Origin of the sequence: Echinicola arenosa, from assembly GCF_014841125.1 — a bacterium.
In the GTDB taxonomy this organism is placed as follows: domain Bacteria; phylum Bacteroidota; class Bacteroidia; order Cytophagales; family Cyclobacteriaceae; genus Echinicola; species Echinicola arenosa.
Genome location: NZ_JACYTQ010000004.1, coordinates 428,419 through 446,691, shown reverse-complemented (window position 1 = coordinate 446,691; position 18,273 = coordinate 428,419). Strand labels below are relative to the sequence as shown.

The following is an 18,273-nucleotide window of genomic DNA, read 5'->3' as shown; positions in this document are numbered from 1 at the left end:
TAGTTGATCAAAAGTCAGCTATGAAAATTCAAGATATCTATATCTACCCAATCAAGTCGCTTGGTGGTATCCGGGTAGAGAAAGCTCAAGTACTAACCAAGGGCTTTAGGTGGGACAGAAGATGGATGCTGGTCGATGAATCAGGCAAATTCCTAACGCAACGTACGCTTCACCATATGGCTTTGCTCCAAGTAAGTCTACAGGAAGAGGGTTTAATGGTACAGCATAAACATCGGGCAGAACTAAACCTTGAAATCCCTTTTGTTCCAGAAACTGATGAATTTATACCCGTTAATGTTTGGGACGACTCTCTCAAAGGCCAAATTGTCAGTTCTAGAGCCAACCAATGGTTTTCTAAAATCCTCAAAGTAAATTGTAAGTTGGTTTTTATGCCAGAAAGCACGGTCCGTAACGTCGAAGAAAAATATTCGACAAATGGGGAAACGGTAAGTTTTGCGGATGCTATGCCCTACCTATTGATTGGTCAAAGTTCCTTGGATGACCTCAATCAAAAATTGGATACGCCTGTCCCCATGGAGCGCTTCCGACCCAACATCGTATTTTCTGGTGGGAAAGCGTTTGAGGAAGACTCTTGGAATGAAATCATTATTGGAGAAACTCGTTTTAAAGTAACCAAGCCATGTGCCAGATGTGTCCTCACTACCGTGGATCAGAATACCGGGACCAAAGGAAAAGAACCGCTCAGAACGTTGGCGACTTACCGATTAAAGGACAAAAAAGTACTTTTCGGACAGAACCTAATATCCCTAGATCATGGAGTAGTTAAAATAGGGGACAAAATCATTATAAAATAAAACCTCCACCTGAACAGATGGAGGTTTGTAAGCCGAATTCAAACTTCTATTATACTTTATACTGTTTCCGCTCTCAGTTGAGAACTGTATTCCTTTACAGTATTGATAAAGACTTTTACCTTTTCAGGATCAATATCAGGGTAAACACCATGCCCCAAGTTGGCAATGTGCCTTCCCGTCCCAAACTGATCCAGCATTCTTTTGGTTGCTGCTTCTACCTCAGCTGCTGAACCATATAAGGCCGCAGGATCTAGGTTACCTTGCAACGTCTTTCCCGCTCCGATAAGCTTCCTCGACTCTGCAATGCCCATGTTCCAATCCAAGCCAATAGTTTCACAATTGAGTTGGGCCATTTCTTCCCTTGCAAAGAATGCTCCTTTGGCAAAAACAGTTACCGGCACCTCGGTGATGGCATCGCAAATTGTGGAAATATATTTCAAAGAATACTTTTTATAATGATCAGGAGGCAATATCCCTGCCCAACTGTCAAATATCTGCACCATATCTGCCCCAGCTGCAATTTGAGCTTTCAGGTAATTAATGGTGGACTTGGTGATCATATCCAATAGCGTTTCAGCCAAATCTGGGTTTTGATAAAGCATGGCCCTGGACTTAGAGAAAGTCTTACTTCCTGAGCCTTCTACCATATAGGCAAAAATGGTCCAAGGAGCTCCAGCAAAACCAATCAGTGGCACGCGGCCATTCAAGGCCTTCTTGGTGATTTTGATGGCATCGATCACATAACTTAAATCATCCACCCCATTTGCAATTCTCAACTTCTTTAAATCTGCGGCAGAGGACACGGTATTAGGAAATTTTGGTCCTCTCTTTTCTATCATTTCATAAGGCAAGCCCATTGCCTCCGGAATCACCAAGATATCCGAGAAAATAATAGCTGCATCCACCCCTAAGAGGTCCACAGGCTGTATGGTAACTTCAGCCGCCAGCTCTGGGGTTTGTGCCAATTCTATAAATCCGCTAACGCTATTCCGCACTTCCCGGTATTCGGGTAAAATCCTTCCTGCCTGCCTCATCAACCAAACAGGTGTTCTTTCCACTTGCTCCCCACGGGCAGCCCTCAATATCAAGTCATTTTTAAATTGCATGGCACAAAGATAGTTGATTACAATAAATAATACGAACCATCAAACTTAAATGGACTTAGCTTTCCATTCATGGACTTCTAAAAAACAATAAAGCCACCAAAAGATCTTTGGTGGCTTTTAAATTCCTTTAGGATATTTATCTAGTCAGTCTAATAAAATCCCCTTCCTCAATATCAAGATATTTCATAGTTGCTTCATAGTCATAGAAATCCATTCTTGCACTTGAGCTGACTAAATCTGCCGGCAAAACCACTACCCTGAACAACAGATTGTCTGTCCAGTAAGAGTCTAATTGTGCAAAATCTATAGGAGAGTTATCCAAGAAAATACTGAAGTCAACTGGTGTATAATCAAAATTATAAACCAAAATTCCATTTTCAAAGTAAAAGGTTTGAGGCAAAAGTCTCCATGCAAACGCCTCTGAATCTACTGGTGAAGCTTCATACATATAAACCAATACTGCATCTCCTTCAACAAGTGGCTCTGTGAAATCAAAAAACTCGATATAATTATTCTCGGCATTAAAACTAACTTCAACCTCGTAAGCCTCACCAACAATATTTATCCCCGGTTCACCTGGAGGTCCTTCTGGCCCTTCACATGCTTGCATGATGATTCCTGTGGCCACGAATAAAATCAAAAATAGTTTTTTCATAATAGGGGAGTTTAGTATTACATTATTTTCTCTAGACGGTTTTTTAGAAATTATGTTTCTTTCTTTATAAATAACCTTTTCGTTTGTTTTACTAAAACCGTACCAGTTTTCACAAAATCTTTAATTTCCGGATTTGATTGGCGCAATGACCTGAACATGGTCCTCTGCTATCAACCTATCAATATAAATACCTTGCAATGCCAAGCCTTCTTCCTTTGCAAATCCCTTGATTCCATCTTTCACCTTTGCAGGTCTGGGCATCACCAGTTTATTGAATTTTAGATCCGCTACAACAGCTGACTTTACGAAGATAACCTTTTCCTCCCAATTACCGCCATCGCTATTCTCCAAACGGTCCAGACCTACAAAAACTTGCATAGTATCCAACTTCCCTGCCGGCTCGATCATATAAATGGTATGCAATACAGCCGAGGGATTTGACTGTTTCAACCCTTCCACCTTTTCAAAGGTTTGCTTAAGCCCTTCATCTTGTGGGGTCCCTCTATAAGTCAAACCATAAAGCCGAACATCACCCACTTCTTCCACCCTAAATGGAATTTCCTCAAAACCGCCCAAATAGACAAAAGCCCCAAAGCCAAGCAAAGCAATGACTCCCACAATAATGGCCGCAATTTTCATCTTAGAAAATATATCTAGCGCCAATCCCTCCTTGTAACTTAATATGCCCAGGACGATCGGCAATTTCCAACATCAAACCCAGTTCCGCAAAAACACTGATTGGCATTTCCTCAAAATAATACTCTGCACCACCAAATACTTCTGGGCCGAAGTCGATGTTATTTCTACTCTCATACCTTACCACGTTAGCATCAGGAGCTTCCTCGTAAGCATATTCCAAACCAATACTTCTCAGCTGTAAACCAGCTCCCCCAAAAGCCAACAAGGTACCTTCTGTAATATCAAACTCAGCCGTGATATCCTCATGATAGGCCACCCGACCATTCAAAGACACCCCACCTCCAGCACTATGATTTAAGTAAAAGGCCCCTGGTGCCGGCTTATTGTTATCAAACACCTTTCTGTAGTAAGTGGAACTATTGGCACTACCGCGACCAATCATGGCTTCAATGGAAATCTTTTCTTCAATAAAAGTTTTGTAAGTAATACTCAATGGTTCGCCTATTCTCAAACCAATAGATTGTTCTTGAGCAAATGCCACAACAGGCAAGCTAAAGATGATCAATAGCAATAGTTTTTTCATTTGTTCTTTTAAAATTTAAAGGAGAGATGAAACCATAGTGATTTACTATATGACACCCAATGCCAGCAAGTCCCTATGGATTCTATAAAATTTGTTGTGATTCTTTACTTTAACGGCGCAAAATTAATCGCTATTATCAAATAGCTGAATTTCCATAAGAATATTTTGCCTTAATTGACCATTGATTTGAGCTGCATCTGGTGAAGCTGTGCATAATAGCCTTCTTTTTCCAGCAACGTCTCGTGGGTCCCCATCTCTTTGATTTCCCCTTTGTGCAATACGATAATATTATCCGCTTTTTGAATAGTGGATAGCCTATGAGCAATAACAATAGAAGTCCTTCCTTTCATCATTTTATCAATAGCACTTTGGATCAGCTCTTCTGTTTCTGTATCCACAGAGGAAGTCGCTTCATCCAAAATGATGATTTCTGGATTGTACACCATGGCCCTCACGAAAGAGATTAACTGTCTTTGCCCCACTGAAAGGGTAGCCCCTCTTTCCATCACATTATAATCCAGTCCTCCAGGAAGTCTTTCAATAAACCTTCTAGCACCCACAAGTTCAGCTGCTTCCATCACCTGTTCACGGGTGATGTCTGGATTACCTAGGGTAATGTTAAAATAAATTGTATCTGAAAACAAAAACACATCTTGGAGCACCACCCCTATGTGCTTGCGAAGCACCCCCAACTCATAGTCTTTGATATCTGTGCCGTCCACCTTAATACTACCTTTATTGATATCATAGAACCTGCTGATCAAATTGATGATGGAAGATTTCCCAGCTCCTGTGGCACCTACTAAGGCCACCGTCTCACCATGCCTCACTTTGAAATTAATGTCCTTTAGCACCCATTCCTCATCATTATAAGCAAACCAAACATTTTCAAGCTTGATATTTCCTTTAACTTTTTCAGGTTTAAGCTCTCCCTCATTCGCAATGTGCTCATCACTTTCCAGTAGTTTGAAGATCCTAGACGAACTCACCACTCCCATTTGAAGGGTATTGAAACGATCTGCCAACATTCTGATTGGGCGGAAGAACAATTGCAAATACATGATAAAGGAGATCAGCACCCCCACTTTTAAATCCAAACCAAACACCCCAGTGGCTCCATACCAAACCACCAAACCTATCCCTATAGCTTGAATAATTTCCGCAACAGGATAATAAATGGAATAATACATCACCGACTTTACATGGGCCTTTTTATGCTCCGTATTGATATCGTTGAATTTCTGGTATTCACGGGCTTCACGGTTAAATATTTGCACAATATTCATCCCCGTGATATGCTCTTGAAGAAAAGAGTTCAAATTGGAAACAGCATTCCTCACTTCATTAAAGGCCACCTTCACCTTCTCCTTAAAAACATAAGTGGAAATGATCAACAAAGGCAAAGTACACAAACTGACCAAAGTCAGCTTCCAATCCACCCAAAACATTACTCCCAAAATGGTAACCAATTGCAGCAAATCCCCTATGATCGCCGCCAATCCCTCACTGAAGACGTTGGACAATGTTTCGATATCAGAAATATTCCGAGTCACCAAGCGACCAATTGGTGTGTTGTCAAAAAACTTCAAACGCATTTTTAGCAAATGGCGATACAATTTGGTACGGATATCCCTGATAATCACCTGCCCTATCCATCCTGACAGATAAGTATGTGCAAATTGAACTACCGCCTGCAAGACCAATAGTCCTATCAAGAGATAAATGATGCGAAGTAAACCCTCTTGATCACCAACCGCCACATAATCATCAATGGCCTTTTGGATAAACAGGGGACGCGTTGGAGCCAAAGCCGCCAAGGCAATCGTCAGGAAGATCAAAAAGAAAAACCTGGCCTGATAAGGTTGTACAAATTGGTAGAGCTTTTTCAACACTTGGGTGTCGATAATATCTCCACTCTTTTCATTTTCTTTTTCCAGACTCAAAATCTAATGCTGTTTATATAAATATTTCTTCAGGATAAGTCACTTCACTCAAATACAAGCCTTGTGATGGAGCTGCTGCCCCTGCCTTACCTCTATTTTTACTGTTCAAAATGTCTTGAAATCCTTTTACATCAAGTTTTCCCATCCCCACTTCCACCATGGTACCCACTATGGCACGTACCATTCCTCTCAAAAATCGATTGGCTGTTATATGGAAAATCAAATGTTGGTCTTTTTGTTCCCAAAAAGCTGTTTTTATTTCACATTCGAAATGATTCACTTCTGTCTTCACTTTGCTAAAGCACTCAAAATCTCTGTGATTCAGTAAAAGTTGTGCGGCCTTATTCATTTTCTCTAAATCCAACTGGTAATAACAATGCCAGGACAACTCTTGTTCAAACGGATTTTTCCGCAAAGAGATGTAATATTCATAACTTCTCCATGCTGCATCAAATCTTGCATGGGCTTCTTGCCGCACTTCCCGTAAATCATAGACACTGATATCTTTCGGTAGAACAGCATTCAGCTTTTTGAGAAATGTTTTTCTTTCCAAGCCTTCCTCAAAATCAAAATGCAAAAATTGTTGCTTTCCATGCACTCCTGTATCCGTCCGGCCACTGCCCATGGTTTCTATTTCTTTTCTCAATATGGTTTTGAGTGCATCGTTGATTTTCTCCTGTACGGTAACGGCATTAGGTTGAATCTGCCAACCATGATAATGGGTGCCCATGTAGGCTACTTCCAGAAAATACCTTTTAAGTGTTTCCATCAATCTACAAAGATACTATTCCAACGGAATTTAAAAGTGCTTTGTCACTAATCCTTGCGAATATTCAAATTACCCTGTTTCTTTGTCAAAAGTTTTAAAATTCTACAATGATACAACGCGTACAAACGATCTTTCTATTCTTAGTAGCTGTAGCCATGCTATTGGTCACCTATTTCCCAATTTGGTCTCAGGTGAATGTGGGCCAAACCGAAACCATGACTTTGACAGCTTGGTCTTTGACCCATTGGGATGTAGCTAATGATAGTGTAATTGAAGAAACAGGCACCTTCTATATCGGAGCTTTGGCCATTTTGGCGGCATTGATCGCCCTTTATAGCTTGAGCCAATTTAAAACCAGAACCAAACAGATGTTCTTGAATATGATCAATTCCTTGGTCATGGTGATTAACCTTGGCCTTATCGTGTACTTGACCTATAGTTTCAATATAGATTTCAACCCTACGGCCAGCGGGGCATTTATGATTGGATTCTATTGTATTATTGCCGCGATGGTTTTTAATATCGTAGCCAATAGGTTTATCCGTAAAGATGAAATGCTGGTAAAATCTGTGGATAGGATCAGATAATATTAATCAATTATGAATAAGAAAGGCCGAGCATTGCTTGGCCTTTCTTATTCCCTTTTCATCGTTTACTTTTAGATCAATTACGGATTTGGATGATTCATTATTTCCAGCAGCACCCTTTACCAAAACCTCACACCAACTGTCGGGTAAAAGGTTTTTAAATCATCTGTACCGACCACACCTGCCTGAATATAAAGGTGATTGTTGACCCTGTGTCGATAGACTGCCTTTAAAGTGGTTCCTTTGAACAGCTTGTAGCTGCCCTGATTCAATAGAATACCCAATTGTATAGTCTGATCATTATTTACAATCCGTTGTCCCTTGTTCCATGAAAATTCAGCATTTAAAAACCAGTTGCTATTGACCTGTATTTCTCCCGCTTCTCTCTCCGGAAAATACACGGTATTGGTAATAGAAGCACCCAAACTATACCCCGGCAAGCCTAAATGAGCCCTAAACCCAACTTCCGGTGTAAAGTATCCGGCCATAAAATCCAAGCCCACCGGAATCCCCAACTCAATGCTTTCCAAGTGCTTTGTATATTTCTTATCGATACTGTTCTTGACGGTATTCAGACTTGTAGGGTAAAAGTTATCCGCTACACGAAAAGCTTTGGTCTCAAATTCAGGAAATTTGGTCGCATTCTTCATTAGTGGTGCCAGTTCAGAATTAAGCTGCTCTACGGAAAACTCTGTATTGTTAAAATAAAACAAGACCTTTCCTTCATTGGGCAGACTAAACTGTAAAGTGTCGGTCACCGGCCACCCTTTATCCAACCATTCCTGTTGGTTTCGAGAAAGCTTATTTTCTACTTCTTGCGCCTTGGCAGAGAACACAATGATCCCTAGCAACATGGCAATCAAACCTGTCGTTTTCATTATTTCATCATTTTTTAGATTATTGACTTATTTAGGATGGAAACCAATGGAGTCAATTTTATGGTGTTTTGGAAAGTTTCAAGACAAGCTTTCCAGAGGGATTCCTTACCTGTTGGAGCTTTTCTTGATTTTGTAATGCTTCATTTTTGTCTGAAAAAGCGGTCCTTATTTTTATCTTGTCATTCAGCCCCCAGGAAATGGCCACTTCATGGAATGATTGATTCTTGGCAATCATTTGCTCAGAAATAGAGACTATCTGAGGAACCAATGGTTCCAACTCAGGAAGCAGCAATACGGGAACATCCACTTCCTCTAAAGCTAACTCTTCTTCTACTTTCACCTTCTGCCAATCACCTTGGTGTTGATTTATGAATGGTTTTTCATTTACTGCTATTTCCTCTTTTATCTCTTCCTTTTTAGGTGGTGACATGACTATGTCTAAATTGGAGTAGGTGTTTGTTAGTAAATAATTCCTTTCATTTACAGGAGTTTCATTACTTAAAAGCCCCCATAACAAATACCCAAAACTCATCAATAGCAATATAGCAGCAGCACTCCACCAGTAATATCCTTTGGAACTTTCCTGATCCATTTCTGCCTCAATACCCAGCCAAAGGTTGCCTTTAGGTGTTGACAAAGGCAAATTTTTCAACTCTCGGGCAAGCTGGTTATCCAATGCCTTGGACCGTTCCAAGTCTCTCCAAAGCTCGTCATTGGGAAGATGCTCTGGTAAATCATATTTTCCTTTCATGCCTTTAGGAGTTTGGTCAAACTTTCTTTCAACAATTTCTTGGCATAAAAAAGCTGTGATTTAGAAGTACTTTCTGAAATAGAAAGCAGTTTTCCGCATTCCGCATGCTTATAACCTTCTACCTCCACCAGTAGAAATACACTCCTACAGCCAACAGGTAATTCCCTTATGGCTTGATCTAGCATCTCTCCATCGATCCAGCTATCCAATTCACTTTTTCCTGCTTGGACGTCCACTTGATCCAAAGGTGTGAAATACATTTTCTTCTTAGCCATATAAATGGCTTTTCGCACCGCTATGGTTTTCATCCATGCACCCAAGGCTCCATCTCCTCTAAACTTCCTTATGCTTTTAAAGATTTCTATAAAAGCCTCCTGAAGCGCATCATGGGCCTCTGCCTCATCATTCAAGATCCTATATACTGAAGAATAAAGCGCCACCTTATATCGCTCAAATAACTCAAATTGAGCTTTTCGGTCTTGTTTTACACAAGCAGCAATGAGATCCTTTTCAAAAATTGATTTCATTTTTATTGGTTTCCAATATAAAGAGGTGCATTTACAGATAAAGGTTGGAATGGGACATACTTTTTTTCCTTCTTTCAATTTATTAAAAATTAGGGATGAACTTATTCGTTCCGATTTAGTTTATCCAATTCAGTGGGGCTTTGCATCATTCTGGCCCAAATTCTTTAATTTTATACAAAACAGCCAAACATGAAATTTGAGACTTTAGCCATCCATGGTGGCAACTTGATCACAGACAGCCAAAAGCCCGTCATTCAACCCATTACTTTATCCACAACTTTTGGGCATCAAGAAGGATCCCTGATATACACCAGGGCAAATAACCCCAATAGAATGGCTTTGGAGCAGCTGCTAACACAAATGGAGATGGGAACAGCCGCTGCCGCTTTCAGTTCTGGAAATGCTGCAGGAATGACAGTCTTCCAAGCCCTTCCTCTCGGAAGCCATATCATTGCTCCCGCAGACATGTACCATGGCTTGAAAAAATTATTGGTGGATGTTTTCAAGGACAAACTCGAATTGACGTTTACTGACCTTACCGATATTGAAAATCTCAAAAAGTGCCTTCAACCCAATACCAAGTTGCTGTGGATCGAAACACCTTCCAATCCACTTCTGAAAATAAGTGATATCAAAAGCCTCTGTACTGTTGCAAAGGAAAATGATTTGATTACTGTCTGTGACAATACTTTTGCCACACCTGTTTTCCAAAACCCATTAAAACTTGGTGCTGATATCGTCATGCACAGTTCTACCAAATACTTTGGTGGGCACAGTGACATCTTGGGAGGTGCTTTGATCACCAAACAAAACAACAGCTTTTGGGAGCAAATTGTCAATATTCAAAAAACTGGGGGCGCTGTGCCTTCTCCATTTGATTGCTATTTGCTCTGTCGAAGTATCAAAACCCTTGCTTATAGAATGAAAGGACATGCTGAACATGCTGGTGTGCTAGCTACTTTTCTGGATCAGCACAAACAGGTGGAAAGGGTATTCTATCCTGGCCTTACCCACCACCCTGGGCATGAAGTTGCGTCAAGTCAAATGAGCGGTTTTGGAGGAATCCTTTCTTTTTTGGTAAAAGGAGGCCCAGATGATGCCGATAAAGTGATATCAAATCTTAAATACTTCAACAACGCAACAAGCCTGGGTGGAGTAGAAAGTTTACTGGAAAGAAGAGCTGCTGTAGAAGGGCCTGACACCAAAACCCCACAAAACCTTATCCGTGTATCAGTAGGATTGGAACACCTTGATGATTTATTAGAAGACATGGAAAGTGCCCTTGATAAAGTAAGCTAAAACGATTAAAATACAAAAGGCCATTCGCCTCTGCGAATGGCCTAATGATTTAACTGACTTTTACTAATCTAAAAAAAGTGTGTTGTACAAGTTGGATTGTTTTATTCTTTGGGTGATCACAACTTTTGTTGCAAATTAACACATAACTTTTTCTAAACACAAAACTTGCCGCTAAATAAAGTACAATTAATTTCATAAAAATAATTCAATATAATTATTCAAATTAAAAATTTTAATATGTATTATTGACACTTAAAATTAATGCAGCAATAATTATATTTTTAATCTCCTCATCTTACTGACTATCAACCTGCCCAACCTTCTCTATCCAAGCTTCTATATTGAATCGCCTCCGCCAAATGTTCCACTCGAATCTCATCAGCATCCGCCAAGTCTGCAATTGTGCGCGCCACTTTTAGAATTCTATCATAAGCTCGAGCTGATAGACCAAGTCGCTCCATAGCCGTTTTCAATAAGACCTTGCCACCTTCATTGATCTGACAGACATCCTTGACCATATGCGATGGCATCATGGCATTGCAATAAATATCCTTGTAATCTTTAAATCGATCAACTTGGCGGTTTCTACCTATCACCACTCTTTCCCTAATGGCCTCACTACTTTCTGACTTTCTAGAAGAGGTCATCTCATCAAATTTCACCGGTGTCACTTCCACATGCAAGTCTATTCGGTCCAGCAAAGGACCACTTACTTTATTCAAATAGCGCTGAACGACACCCGGACCACAGACACATTCTTTCTCAGGGTGATTGTAATACCCACATGGGCAGGGATTCATACTGGCAATCAACATAAAATTTGCAGGATAATCCACAGAAACACGTGCTCGACTGATCGTCACCCTTCTTTCTTCCAAAGGCTGACGCATCACCTCCAAAACTGTCCTCTTAAACTCAGGCAACTCATCCAAAAACAAAACGCCATTGTGAGACAATGAAATTTCTCCTGGCTGGGGATTACCACCACCACCCACCAACGCGACATCACTGATGGTATGATGTGGGGACCTAAAAGGTCTTTGGGCTATCAATGATGCCTCACTTCCCAATTTCCCCGCCACAGAATGAATCTTGGTAGTTTCAAGCGCTTCCTGTAAAGTCAATGGAGGCAATATCGAAGGAAGCCTCTTTGCCAACATGGTCTTCCCTGCACCTGGAGGCCCAATCATAATGACATTATGTCCTCCAGCAGCTGCTATCTCCATGGCTCTTTTGATATTCTCCTGCCCTTGGACATCTGCAAAATCAAAGGCATAGCCTTCCAAGGAACTGTAAAAAATATCCCTGGTATCGGTCACTAAAGGCTCGATATCAATTTCACCATCCAGAAAACCGATCGCCTCTTCCAAAGTCTCCACCCCTATTACATCCAGATTATTCACAATTGATGCCTCAGCAGCATTAACTTTAGGCAATACAATTCCCTTAAACCCTCTTTTCCGAGCCTCAATAGCAATGGGCAATACTCCCTTAATGGGCCTCAAATTCCCATCCAATGATAGCTCCCCCATAATGACATATTGCTCCAATTCAGGAAAAGCTACTTGTTCTGATGCTTTTAATATCCCCATAGCAATGGGTAAATCATAAGCAGAACCTTCCTTACGAATATCTGCTGGCGCAAGATTGATAACCACCTTTTGACGTGGCATTCGGTATCCAAAATATTTTAGCGCTGATTCTACCCTTTGCTGGCTTTCTTTGACAGCACTGTCTGGCAGTCCCACCATATAAAAACTCGTGCCCTGCCCCACATTCACCTCAATCGTAATTAGTATGGCATCCACACCGGACACCGTACTTCCAAAAGTCTTTGCTACCATTTTGATCTCAAATCTGTTATCATAAAAAAAGGAAATCTCCGGTCGAGATTTCCCAATATACTAATTTTAAACCAGTCCTGAATACTACCGACTATTTGATGTTTTGTCTGGGCTTGATGGCTGAACTATCTTTTTCTTCCTCAGAATCAGGCGCTAACACCTTAGGCTTGGCTATTTTCCCACCTTGCTCCAAATCATATAGCTTGGCCTTCAAACCATTGCTTTCTGTCTCCATTTTTTTGATTTTTTTAACAAGACTATTGGCATACATGCTCTGAAACATCCAGGTTACTAAAAACAGTAAAAAGCCTACCGTCAGCCAAACCACCACTTTACCAGCTGTCAACTCCTCTATCCCAAAGCCATTCTTTACGCTGTCAAACGCCAGAAAAAACACCAGCGCTATGGCAAAAAACAGTGCCACTAAAAGCTGAAATATACTTGTTACTTTTTTCATATGTGTAAAGTTAAGATTCCTTACCTAATATACTAAACTGACTGCATTGAGGAAAGTTTCTTATACAATCCTTCTTGACTAATTAATGACTCATGAGTACCTCTTTCTACAATTTCACCCTGTTGGATCACCAATATTTCGTCCGCGTGCTGAATCGTACTCAAGCGATGTGCAATCACCAGAGTGGTTCGGTTGCTCATCAAATTGGTCAAAGCCTCCTGAACCAAGCGCTCAGATTCCGAATCCAATGCAGATGTTGCTTCATCCAAGATCAAAATGGGTGGATTTTTAAGCACAGCCCGGGCAATGCTCAGCCTTTGTCTTTGACCTCCAGAAAGCTTGCTTCCCCTTTCTCCAATATTAGTCTGATAACCATTCTCCAAGCGCTCAATAAATTCGTGTGCATTAGCGATCTTTGCCGCCTCCACCACTGCTTCCTTAGAAACTTCTTCCAAACCAAAAGCAATATTGTTGAAAACAGTATCATTGAAAAGAATGGACTCTTGGGTCACTATCCCAATTTGGCTTCTTAAATCTTCTATTCTCAACTCTTTTATATTTACTCCGTCTACTTTGACAGCCCCTTTCATGGCATCATAAAACCTGGGCACCAGATCTGCTATAGTGGATTTCCCTCCCCCCGAAGGTCCAACTAATGCAATTGTCTTGCCTTTCTCCAAAATAAAATCAATGTCTTTAAGGACCATTTCCTGATCATATCCAAATGACACATGATCAAATTCAATGCTATTCTCGAAACTATTGAGGTGCTTTGGAGAAGCTACCTCCCGAATTTCAGGTGTTGTGTCGATTACCTTGAAGATTCTTTCCGCAGAGGCAAGTCCTCTTTGGATGGTACTCATGGCCCTAGAGATTTCCTTTGCCGGATTCAGTACTTGTGTAAAGAGAATAATATAGGCCAAAAACTCACTCGCACTTAAGTCTGAAGCATTGTTCAAAACCAGACTGCCACCATACAAAAGTATTCCTGCAACCACAAAGACCCCTAAAAACTGGGAAATAGGAGAAGCCAACTCATTCCTTTTGGCCATGGACACATTGATATTGGAGTATTGATCGGTTTCTTCATCGAACTTACTGTACACATAGCCCCTGGCACCAAAGGCTTTGATAACACGCATCCCACCAATAGTTTCATCGAGAATATTGACGATTCTTCCTAAAGACTCTTGACTCTGAATGGCCTTCTTCTTTAATCGTTTGGTAATGCCTCCTATTATCGCACCTGATATAGGAATGATTAGGATAGTAAAAAGGGTGAGTTTTACCGACATGAAAAACAATGCCCCAAAATATAGAATGATGGTTACCGGCTCCCTAAACACTACCCTTAGAGACTGCACCACACTGTTTTCCACTTCCTGCACGTCGTTGGTCATCTTAGACATCAAATCGCCCTTTCGCTCATTGGAAAAATAACCGATATGCATCCCACTGACTTGATCAAAAATATGCATTCGCATGCCTTTGATCACATCCGCCCTTACTTTGGCCAAGACCACACCGGACAAATAGGTAAATAGGTTGGCCAAAAATACTGAAACCACTATTATGATACAGACATAGACCAAAGTCCCGAACTTCCCATAAACCTCAGATACATGAATGAAATAGTAATTGAATAGGTGCATAAAATATTCAATTGTAAAAGCAAATTCGGGCTTCTCAGCAAAACGCTGTAAAGCCTCCGGTTCCACTTGCTCAAAGATCACATCAAACAGCGGTTTCAATAAAGTGAAGTTCAACAAGCCGAAAATAATGGCCAAAAGGGCATAAACGACATAGAAAGGCAAGTACCTCCTAAAAGGGCGTGCATATGCCAAAATTCTGAGATAAGTCTTCATCAGATTTGGTCTGTAACCAGGTAAATTTTAAGATTAATAATTGTAGTCTTCCCTTCCGATATTCACCCTTAGGGACATTTGCGAATAGTTGGTTACCTCTGGACTGTCTAAATCTTGGGCAGTTCTTCGCCGATAGCTGTGCCCTAAATCCAAGAATAAATTATGTCTAAGCATATATGATGCAGTCAAACTCCCCACCATCACCTTGTTCTCCACACCTTGACCTATGGTATGCCCATAAAGTCCCAAACCATCTGTCCCTTGCAATCTGTTTTTCAACAAATCACCTCCCATATTGGTTTCTTCATCAGGATCAGCTCCATAGTAATGGTAAACTCCTGTAAAGTTAAGAGAAAGTTTTGGAAGAGGCTGATACCTTACTATACTAATCATTTCACGGAAGTTAGCTCCCCTTGGGTTGGTAAGAGGCGTCCTGTAATTGGTGTAAGCTTGATATTCTTGCTTTTCTTGATAAGTATAGGGACGGGCTTGGTTATACTCCAGTTGTAAATCCAAATGAGGAATATTGAACACCTCAATGTACTTATAACCTACTTGCAGGCCATGCTTGTTTCTACTTGAGTTTTTCCCATCAATGCCAAAAAACTCTCCAAACACAAACTCATCTAAGGCAAACTGCCCATATAGCTGCATGGATTTGGCAAAGTTCCACTTAAAATCCGTCCCCACCATCACCTGATCCGGAGTACCCAACTGGTGCTCTACCCATCTGAAAAATATCACAGGATTGTAATAGGACCAGTCAGCTTGATTGGCCATCACAGACTCAAACACACCAAGATTAAAGCGCTTTCCAAGATTCATCCCTAAACGATGCATCGAAAACCACTTTTTAGGATACCTACCGTCCGTTGGTCGTCCGTTACCATTTAAAAACACGTCAGCATTCATCTGAGCCCATAAATTGGTATACTGAAGTTTCCACACCCTTGTATTCAGCTTAAAAAACATATAGGCATTTGAAAAGTCGGACAATATCATAGATCGATAACCTTCTCCTACAAAATTCTTATCGTGTCCCATCTGTGCAGAAATATGTTTGCTCACCTGCGCTGTTACATATCCTCTTGCAGAAAAATAACTGTAACCATTATCTCCATATGGCTTCCAAAACCCTTCTCCCGGTACTGCTCCATTGTGCTGGACATAATCACTGGTCCAAGAAGGAAAGATCACTTCATTGGAAGTAAAATAAGTATAAAAGCCGACCTTTCTATCTATACTTCCCCTGAGCACAACCCCCCGTGTATTCCTAAAATTCATCTCATCTTGATTGGAATCAGATCCTCCCCGAAAGTAAATAACAGGGTTAACATGAACGTCAAATACATCATCCCGATGATAATAAAAATCCGAAGGCTTGTTATATATAGTGTTCCACAAAGGATTTTTTGATTTATCGGTTTCCCCATCCACAAACTCCCAATTATCATTTTTGAGGTATTGCAAGTTAAATTGATCAACTCTATTTAATCCATCGCTGTTTAGTGAGTTAAAAAAAGGCGCTACATCATCTCTTCTATATGGCTTAATCCCTGAGTGAAAATACGGATTAAAATCGCCTTTCAATACCTCATACCTATCCAATAAATGGTAATAATCCCGATTAAAAGTGATATACGCACTTTGAGCCATTAAAGCCCCAGAGACAAAAACACCCAATAGTGCTAGCATTAAAAGCTTCTTCATCAGCTAATTTTATTTACTTAAAATAACCTTTCAACCACAAAACTTAGAACAATAATTATTGAATCCACATTTTTTCTCAAAAATATTCCCCCAATTGTATTTTGAATACTCCTATCACCGAAAGCTCTTAAAAAAGAAAAATCAGGCTAGGTAATGACAAAGTGCTTGATTTTTTAGAAATTTGGGCACAATTAGATCACTGAATGCCTTCTGGTTAAATAATTCATTGATAAACATTTGGACGCTTTTAGAAAAAAGGATAACTTTGTGCCTCCATTTGAAAAAGCGACATTTAATATAAATAGGGATTACCATGAAAAAAGACATTCATCCAAACTACAGAGAGGTTGTTTTTTATGACACTTCCAGTGAATATAAATTCATTACCAAGTCTACAATCGAAACTAACGAGACTATCACTTGGGAAGACGGGAATGAGTACCCAGTTTACAAAATAGAAGTAAGCTCTAACTCTCACCCATTCTACACTGGTAAGAAGATGCTATTGGACACTGCTGGTCGAGTAGAGAAATTCAACAGAAGATACAAGAAGAAGTAATCAATTACTTTTCTGTAAAAAAGCGTTTTAAAAGTCTCTTGGAAATTGTATTCCGAGAGACTTTTCTATTTTTGTAGCATGGAGCCAATCACATTATTTGACGACCCAGCATTCCGCGGTTCGTTATTACCGTTTACTTTTACGCGCCCCGTGGCTGACATTCGCGTGGGGATATTAAAGATCAAAGAAAAATGGGAAAAGTACCTTCAAACTTCTGCTGGTTTTTTCACCCAGGATTACCTGAAGGACAAATTCCCTCTTATTGAAGAAAGCAAATTATTCATCAACGGTGGACTTTGCCCTGACCATGGACTGGTCACTGCCATTAAAAAGCTTAAAAAAGGTCAGGCCATTTTCAAAGACCAGTATTTATTGGCTACTTATGTAGACCAACCTGATAATTTCTCCATTGACGAGGTCAAAGAACAAGCTGAACAAGTTCAATACGAGGGAGAAATCACCTTGATCCATCGTAGTTGGCACATCTTCCAGCACAATGCTTTGGAGATCAGAAAAGACTTTGTATTGATTACAGCGAATAGGCAATCTGTAGGAATCCATGACAAACACACTATTGTCTATAACCCTGAGATGGTCTTCGTGGAAGAAGGAGCTGAAATCAGAGCAGCGGTGCTCAATGCTGAAAATGGCCCCATTTATATTGGCAAAAATGCACAGGTTCAGGAAGGCGCTTTGATCAGGGGACCTTTTGCCTTGTGTGAGGGATCAGCAGTAAGCATGGGAGGAAAAATGAGAGGAGATACTACCGTTGGTCCTTTCTCCAAAGTAGGAGGAGAAGTTTCCAATTCGGTTATCTTTGGCTACAGCAACAAAGGCCACGACGGCTTTATGGGCAACACGGTAGTTGGCGAATGGTGTAATTTCGGAGCTGACACGAATATATCCAATCTAAAAAACAATTATGCCCCAGTAAAAATCTGGGATTACACTAAAGGAGGCTTCAGCAATACAGGACTGCAGTTTTGTGGGCTAATGATGGGTGACCACTCCAAGTGTGGCATCAACACCATGTTTAATACAGGCACCGTAATAGGTGTTGGGGCCAATGTATTCGGAGATGGCTTTCCACGTAACTTTGTCCCTTCCTTTGCATGGGGCGGGGCTGCAGGCTTCTCCACTTTCCAGTTCAGGAAGTTTGAAGATACCGCCAGCAAAGTCATGGAGAGAAGAGGACTCGCATTTGATCAGCAAGAAGAATCAATCCTCCATAGGGTATTTGAAATGACCCAAGCTTATCGTATTTGGGATAAAAAAGTCTAAGCAAA

General features: G+C 40.6%; 18 protein-coding genes. 5 read left to right on the top strand and 13 right to left on the bottom strand.

The features are described from left to right. Positions 1–20: 20 nt before the first annotated feature. Complete coding sequence (locus IFO69_RS14005; protein WP_192010748.1) at positions 21–815, top strand: MOSC domain-containing protein; 795 nt, start codon at positions 21–23, stop codon at positions 813–815. A 56-nt stretch (positions 816–871) separates the two neighbouring features. On the opposite strand, the gene hemE is transcribed toward IFO69_RS14005, so the two are convergent. From hemE to truA, 6 genes are all read right to left on the bottom strand, one after another. Continuing rightward, positions 872–1,921 carry a uroporphyrinogen decarboxylase gene (gene hemE, locus IFO69_RS14000; protein WP_192010747.1) on the bottom strand — a complete coding sequence of 350 codons (1,050 nt, stop codon included), beginning with the start codon at positions 1,919–1,921 and terminating at the stop codon, positions 872–874. A 136-nt stretch (positions 1,922–2,057) separates the two neighbouring features. After that, a complete protein-coding gene (locus tag IFO69_RS13995; RefSeq protein ID WP_192010746.1) occupies positions 2,058–2,576 on the bottom strand; it encodes a hypothetical protein in 519 nt (172 codons plus the stop codon). Between the two features lie 120 nt (positions 2,577–2,696). Next, positions 2,697–3,215: a hypothetical protein gene (locus IFO69_RS13990; protein ID WP_192010745.1), complete on the bottom strand. Its 519-nt coding sequence runs from the start codon at positions 3,213–3,215 to the stop codon at positions 2,697–2,699. Between the two features lies 1 nt (position 3,216). Beyond that, the gene (locus IFO69_RS13985) at positions 3,217–3,798 is read right to left on the bottom strand and encodes a hypothetical protein (RefSeq protein WP_192010744.1); all 582 of its coding nucleotides are present in this window, start codon (positions 3,796–3,798) and stop codon (positions 3,217–3,219) included. A 170-nt stretch (positions 3,799–3,968) separates the two neighbouring features. Beyond that, positions 3,969–5,741 carry an ABC transporter ATP-binding protein gene (locus IFO69_RS13980; RefSeq protein ID WP_192010743.1) on the bottom strand — a complete coding sequence of 591 codons (1,773 nt, stop codon included), beginning with the start codon at positions 5,739–5,741 and terminating at the stop codon, positions 3,969–3,971. Between the two features lie 13 nt (positions 5,742–5,754). After that, positions 5,755–6,510 (bottom strand): tRNA pseudouridine(38-40) synthase TruA, encoded by a 756-nt coding sequence (gene truA, locus IFO69_RS13975; protein WP_192010742.1) that lies wholly within the window; start codon positions 6,508–6,510, stop codon positions 5,755–5,757. Between the two features lie 107 nt (positions 6,511–6,617). On the opposite strand from truA, the gene IFO69_RS13970 reads away from it, so the two are divergent. Further along, positions 6,618–7,097 (top strand): DUF4293 domain-containing protein, encoded by a 480-nt coding sequence (locus IFO69_RS13970; protein WP_192010741.1) that lies wholly within the window; start codon positions 6,618–6,620, stop codon positions 7,095–7,097. 119 nt (positions 7,098–7,216) lie between these two features. On the opposite strand, the gene IFO69_RS13965 is transcribed toward IFO69_RS13970, so the two are convergent. The 3 genes from IFO69_RS13965 to IFO69_RS13955 are packed head-to-tail and all read right to left on the bottom strand — an operon-like array spanning position 7,217 to position 9,253. Continuing rightward, complete coding sequence (locus IFO69_RS13965; RefSeq protein ID WP_192010740.1) at positions 7,217–7,975, bottom strand: mitochondrial porin family protein; 759 nt, start codon at positions 7,973–7,975, stop codon at positions 7,217–7,219. 58 nt (positions 7,976–8,033) lie between these two features. Beyond that, positions 8,034–8,726 (bottom strand): hypothetical protein, encoded by a 693-nt coding sequence (locus IFO69_RS13960; RefSeq protein ID WP_192010739.1) that lies wholly within the window; start codon positions 8,724–8,726, stop codon positions 8,034–8,036. After that, positions 8,723–9,253 (bottom strand): RNA polymerase sigma factor, encoded by a 531-nt coding sequence (locus IFO69_RS13955; protein WP_192010738.1) that lies wholly within the window; start codon positions 9,251–9,253, stop codon positions 8,723–8,725. Before IFO69_RS13955 ends, IFO69_RS13960 begins: the two co-directional genes overlap by 4 nt. 189 nt (positions 9,254–9,442) lie before the next feature. Between IFO69_RS13955 and IFO69_RS13950 the strand changes: the two genes are divergently transcribed. After that, positions 9,443–10,552 carry a trans-sulfuration enzyme family protein gene (locus tag IFO69_RS13950; RefSeq protein ID WP_192010737.1) on the top strand — a complete coding sequence of 370 codons (1,110 nt, stop codon included), beginning with the start codon at positions 9,443–9,445 and terminating at the stop codon, positions 10,550–10,552. Positions 10,553–10,857: 305 nt separating this feature from the next. Here the strand turns inward: IFO69_RS13950 and IFO69_RS13945 are convergent, their stop codons facing one another. The 4 genes from IFO69_RS13945 to IFO69_RS13930 all read right to left on the bottom strand — a co-directional run bounded on the left by IFO69_RS13945 (position 10,858) and on the right by IFO69_RS13930 (position 16,428). Continuing rightward, on the bottom strand, positions 10,858–12,396 hold the full coding sequence (locus IFO69_RS13945) for a YifB family Mg chelatase-like AAA ATPase (protein ID WP_192010736.1): 1,539 nt from the start codon (positions 12,394–12,396) through the stop codon (positions 10,858–10,860). 91 nt (positions 12,397–12,487) lie between these two features. Beyond that, on the bottom strand, positions 12,488–12,853 hold the full coding sequence (locus tag IFO69_RS13940) for a hypothetical protein (RefSeq protein ID WP_192010735.1): 366 nt from the start codon (positions 12,851–12,853) through the stop codon (positions 12,488–12,490). A gap of 32 nt (positions 12,854–12,885) precedes the next feature. Next, on the bottom strand, positions 12,886–14,718 hold the full coding sequence (locus tag IFO69_RS13935; protein WP_192010734.1) for an ABC transporter ATP-binding protein: 1,833 nt from the start codon (positions 14,716–14,718) through the stop codon (positions 12,886–12,888). A 33-nt stretch (positions 14,719–14,751) separates the two neighbouring features. Then, positions 14,752–16,428: a hypothetical protein gene (locus IFO69_RS13930; protein WP_192010733.1), complete on the bottom strand. Its 1,677-nt coding sequence runs from the start codon at positions 16,426–16,428 to the stop codon at positions 14,752–14,754. Positions 16,429–16,741: 313 nt separating this feature from the next. On the opposite strand from IFO69_RS13930, the gene IFO69_RS13925 reads away from it, so the two are divergent. Together IFO69_RS13925 and IFO69_RS13920 are read left to right on the top strand one after the other, a co-directional pair. Further along, complete coding sequence (locus IFO69_RS13925; protein ID WP_186756068.1) at positions 16,742–16,987, top strand: type B 50S ribosomal protein L31; 246 nt, start codon at positions 16,742–16,744, stop codon at positions 16,985–16,987. 78 nt (positions 16,988–17,065) lie between these two features. Further along, positions 17,066–18,268, top strand: a complete 1,203-nt coding sequence (locus IFO69_RS13920) for a GlmU family protein (RefSeq protein ID WP_192010732.1) — start codon at positions 17,066–17,068, stop codon at positions 18,266–18,268. Positions 18,269–18,273: the final 5 nt, after the last annotated feature.

Coding starts and splice junctions, on each gene's coding strand:
- IFO69_RS14005 (WP_192010748.1), top strand. CDS start 21: ATGAAAATTCAAGATATCTATATCTACCCAATCAAGTCGCTTGGTGGT.
- hemE (WP_192010747.1), bottom strand. CDS start 1,921: ATGCAATTTAAAAATGACTTGATATTGAGGGCTGCCCGTGGGGAGCAA.
- IFO69_RS13995 (WP_192010746.1), bottom strand. CDS start 2,576: ATGAAAAAACTATTTTTGATTTTATTCGTGGCCACAGGAATCATCATG.
- IFO69_RS13990 (WP_192010745.1), bottom strand. CDS start 3,215: ATGAAAATTGCGGCCATTATTGTGGGAGTCATTGCTTTGCTTGGCTTT.
- IFO69_RS13985 (WP_192010744.1), bottom strand. CDS start 3,798: ATGAAAAAACTATTGCTATTGATCATCTTTAGCTTGCCTGTTGTGGCA.
- truA (WP_192010742.1), bottom strand. CDS start 6,510: ATGGAAACACTTAAAAGGTATTTTCTGGAAGTAGCCTACATGGGCACC.
- IFO69_RS13970 (WP_192010741.1), top strand. CDS start 6,618: ATGATACAACGCGTACAAACGATCTTTCTATTCTTAGTAGCTGTAGCC.
- IFO69_RS13965 (WP_192010740.1), bottom strand. CDS start 7,975: ATGAAAACGACAGGTTTGATTGCCATGTTGCTAGGGATCATTGTGTTC.
- IFO69_RS13960 (WP_192010739.1), bottom strand. CDS start 8,726: ATGAAAGGAAAATATGATTTACCAGAGCATCTTCCCAATGACGAGCTT.
- IFO69_RS13955 (WP_192010738.1), bottom strand. CDS start 9,253: ATGAAATCAATTTTTGAAAAGGATCTCATTGCTGCTTGTGTAAAACAA.
- IFO69_RS13950 (WP_192010737.1), top strand. CDS start 9,443: ATGAAATTTGAGACTTTAGCCATCCATGGTGGCAACTTGATCACAGAC.
- IFO69_RS13945 (WP_192010736.1), bottom strand. CDS start 12,396: ATGGTAGCAAAGACTTTTGGAAGTACGGTGTCCGGTGTGGATGCCATA.
- IFO69_RS13940 (WP_192010735.1), bottom strand. CDS start 12,853: ATGAAAAAAGTAACAAGTATATTTCAGCTTTTAGTGGCACTGTTTTTT.
- IFO69_RS13935 (WP_192010734.1), bottom strand. CDS start 14,718: ATGAAGACTTATCTCAGAATTTTGGCATATGCACGCCCTTTTAGGAGG.
- IFO69_RS13930 (WP_192010733.1), bottom strand. CDS start 16,428: ATGAAGAAGCTTTTAATGCTAGCACTATTGGGTGTTTTTGTCTCTGGG.
- IFO69_RS13925 (WP_186756068.1), top strand. CDS start 16,742: ATGAAAAAAGACATTCATCCAAACTACAGAGAGGTTGTTTTTTATGAC.
- IFO69_RS13920 (WP_192010732.1), top strand. CDS start 17,066: ATGGAGCCAATCACATTATTTGACGACCCAGCATTCCGCGGTTCGTTA.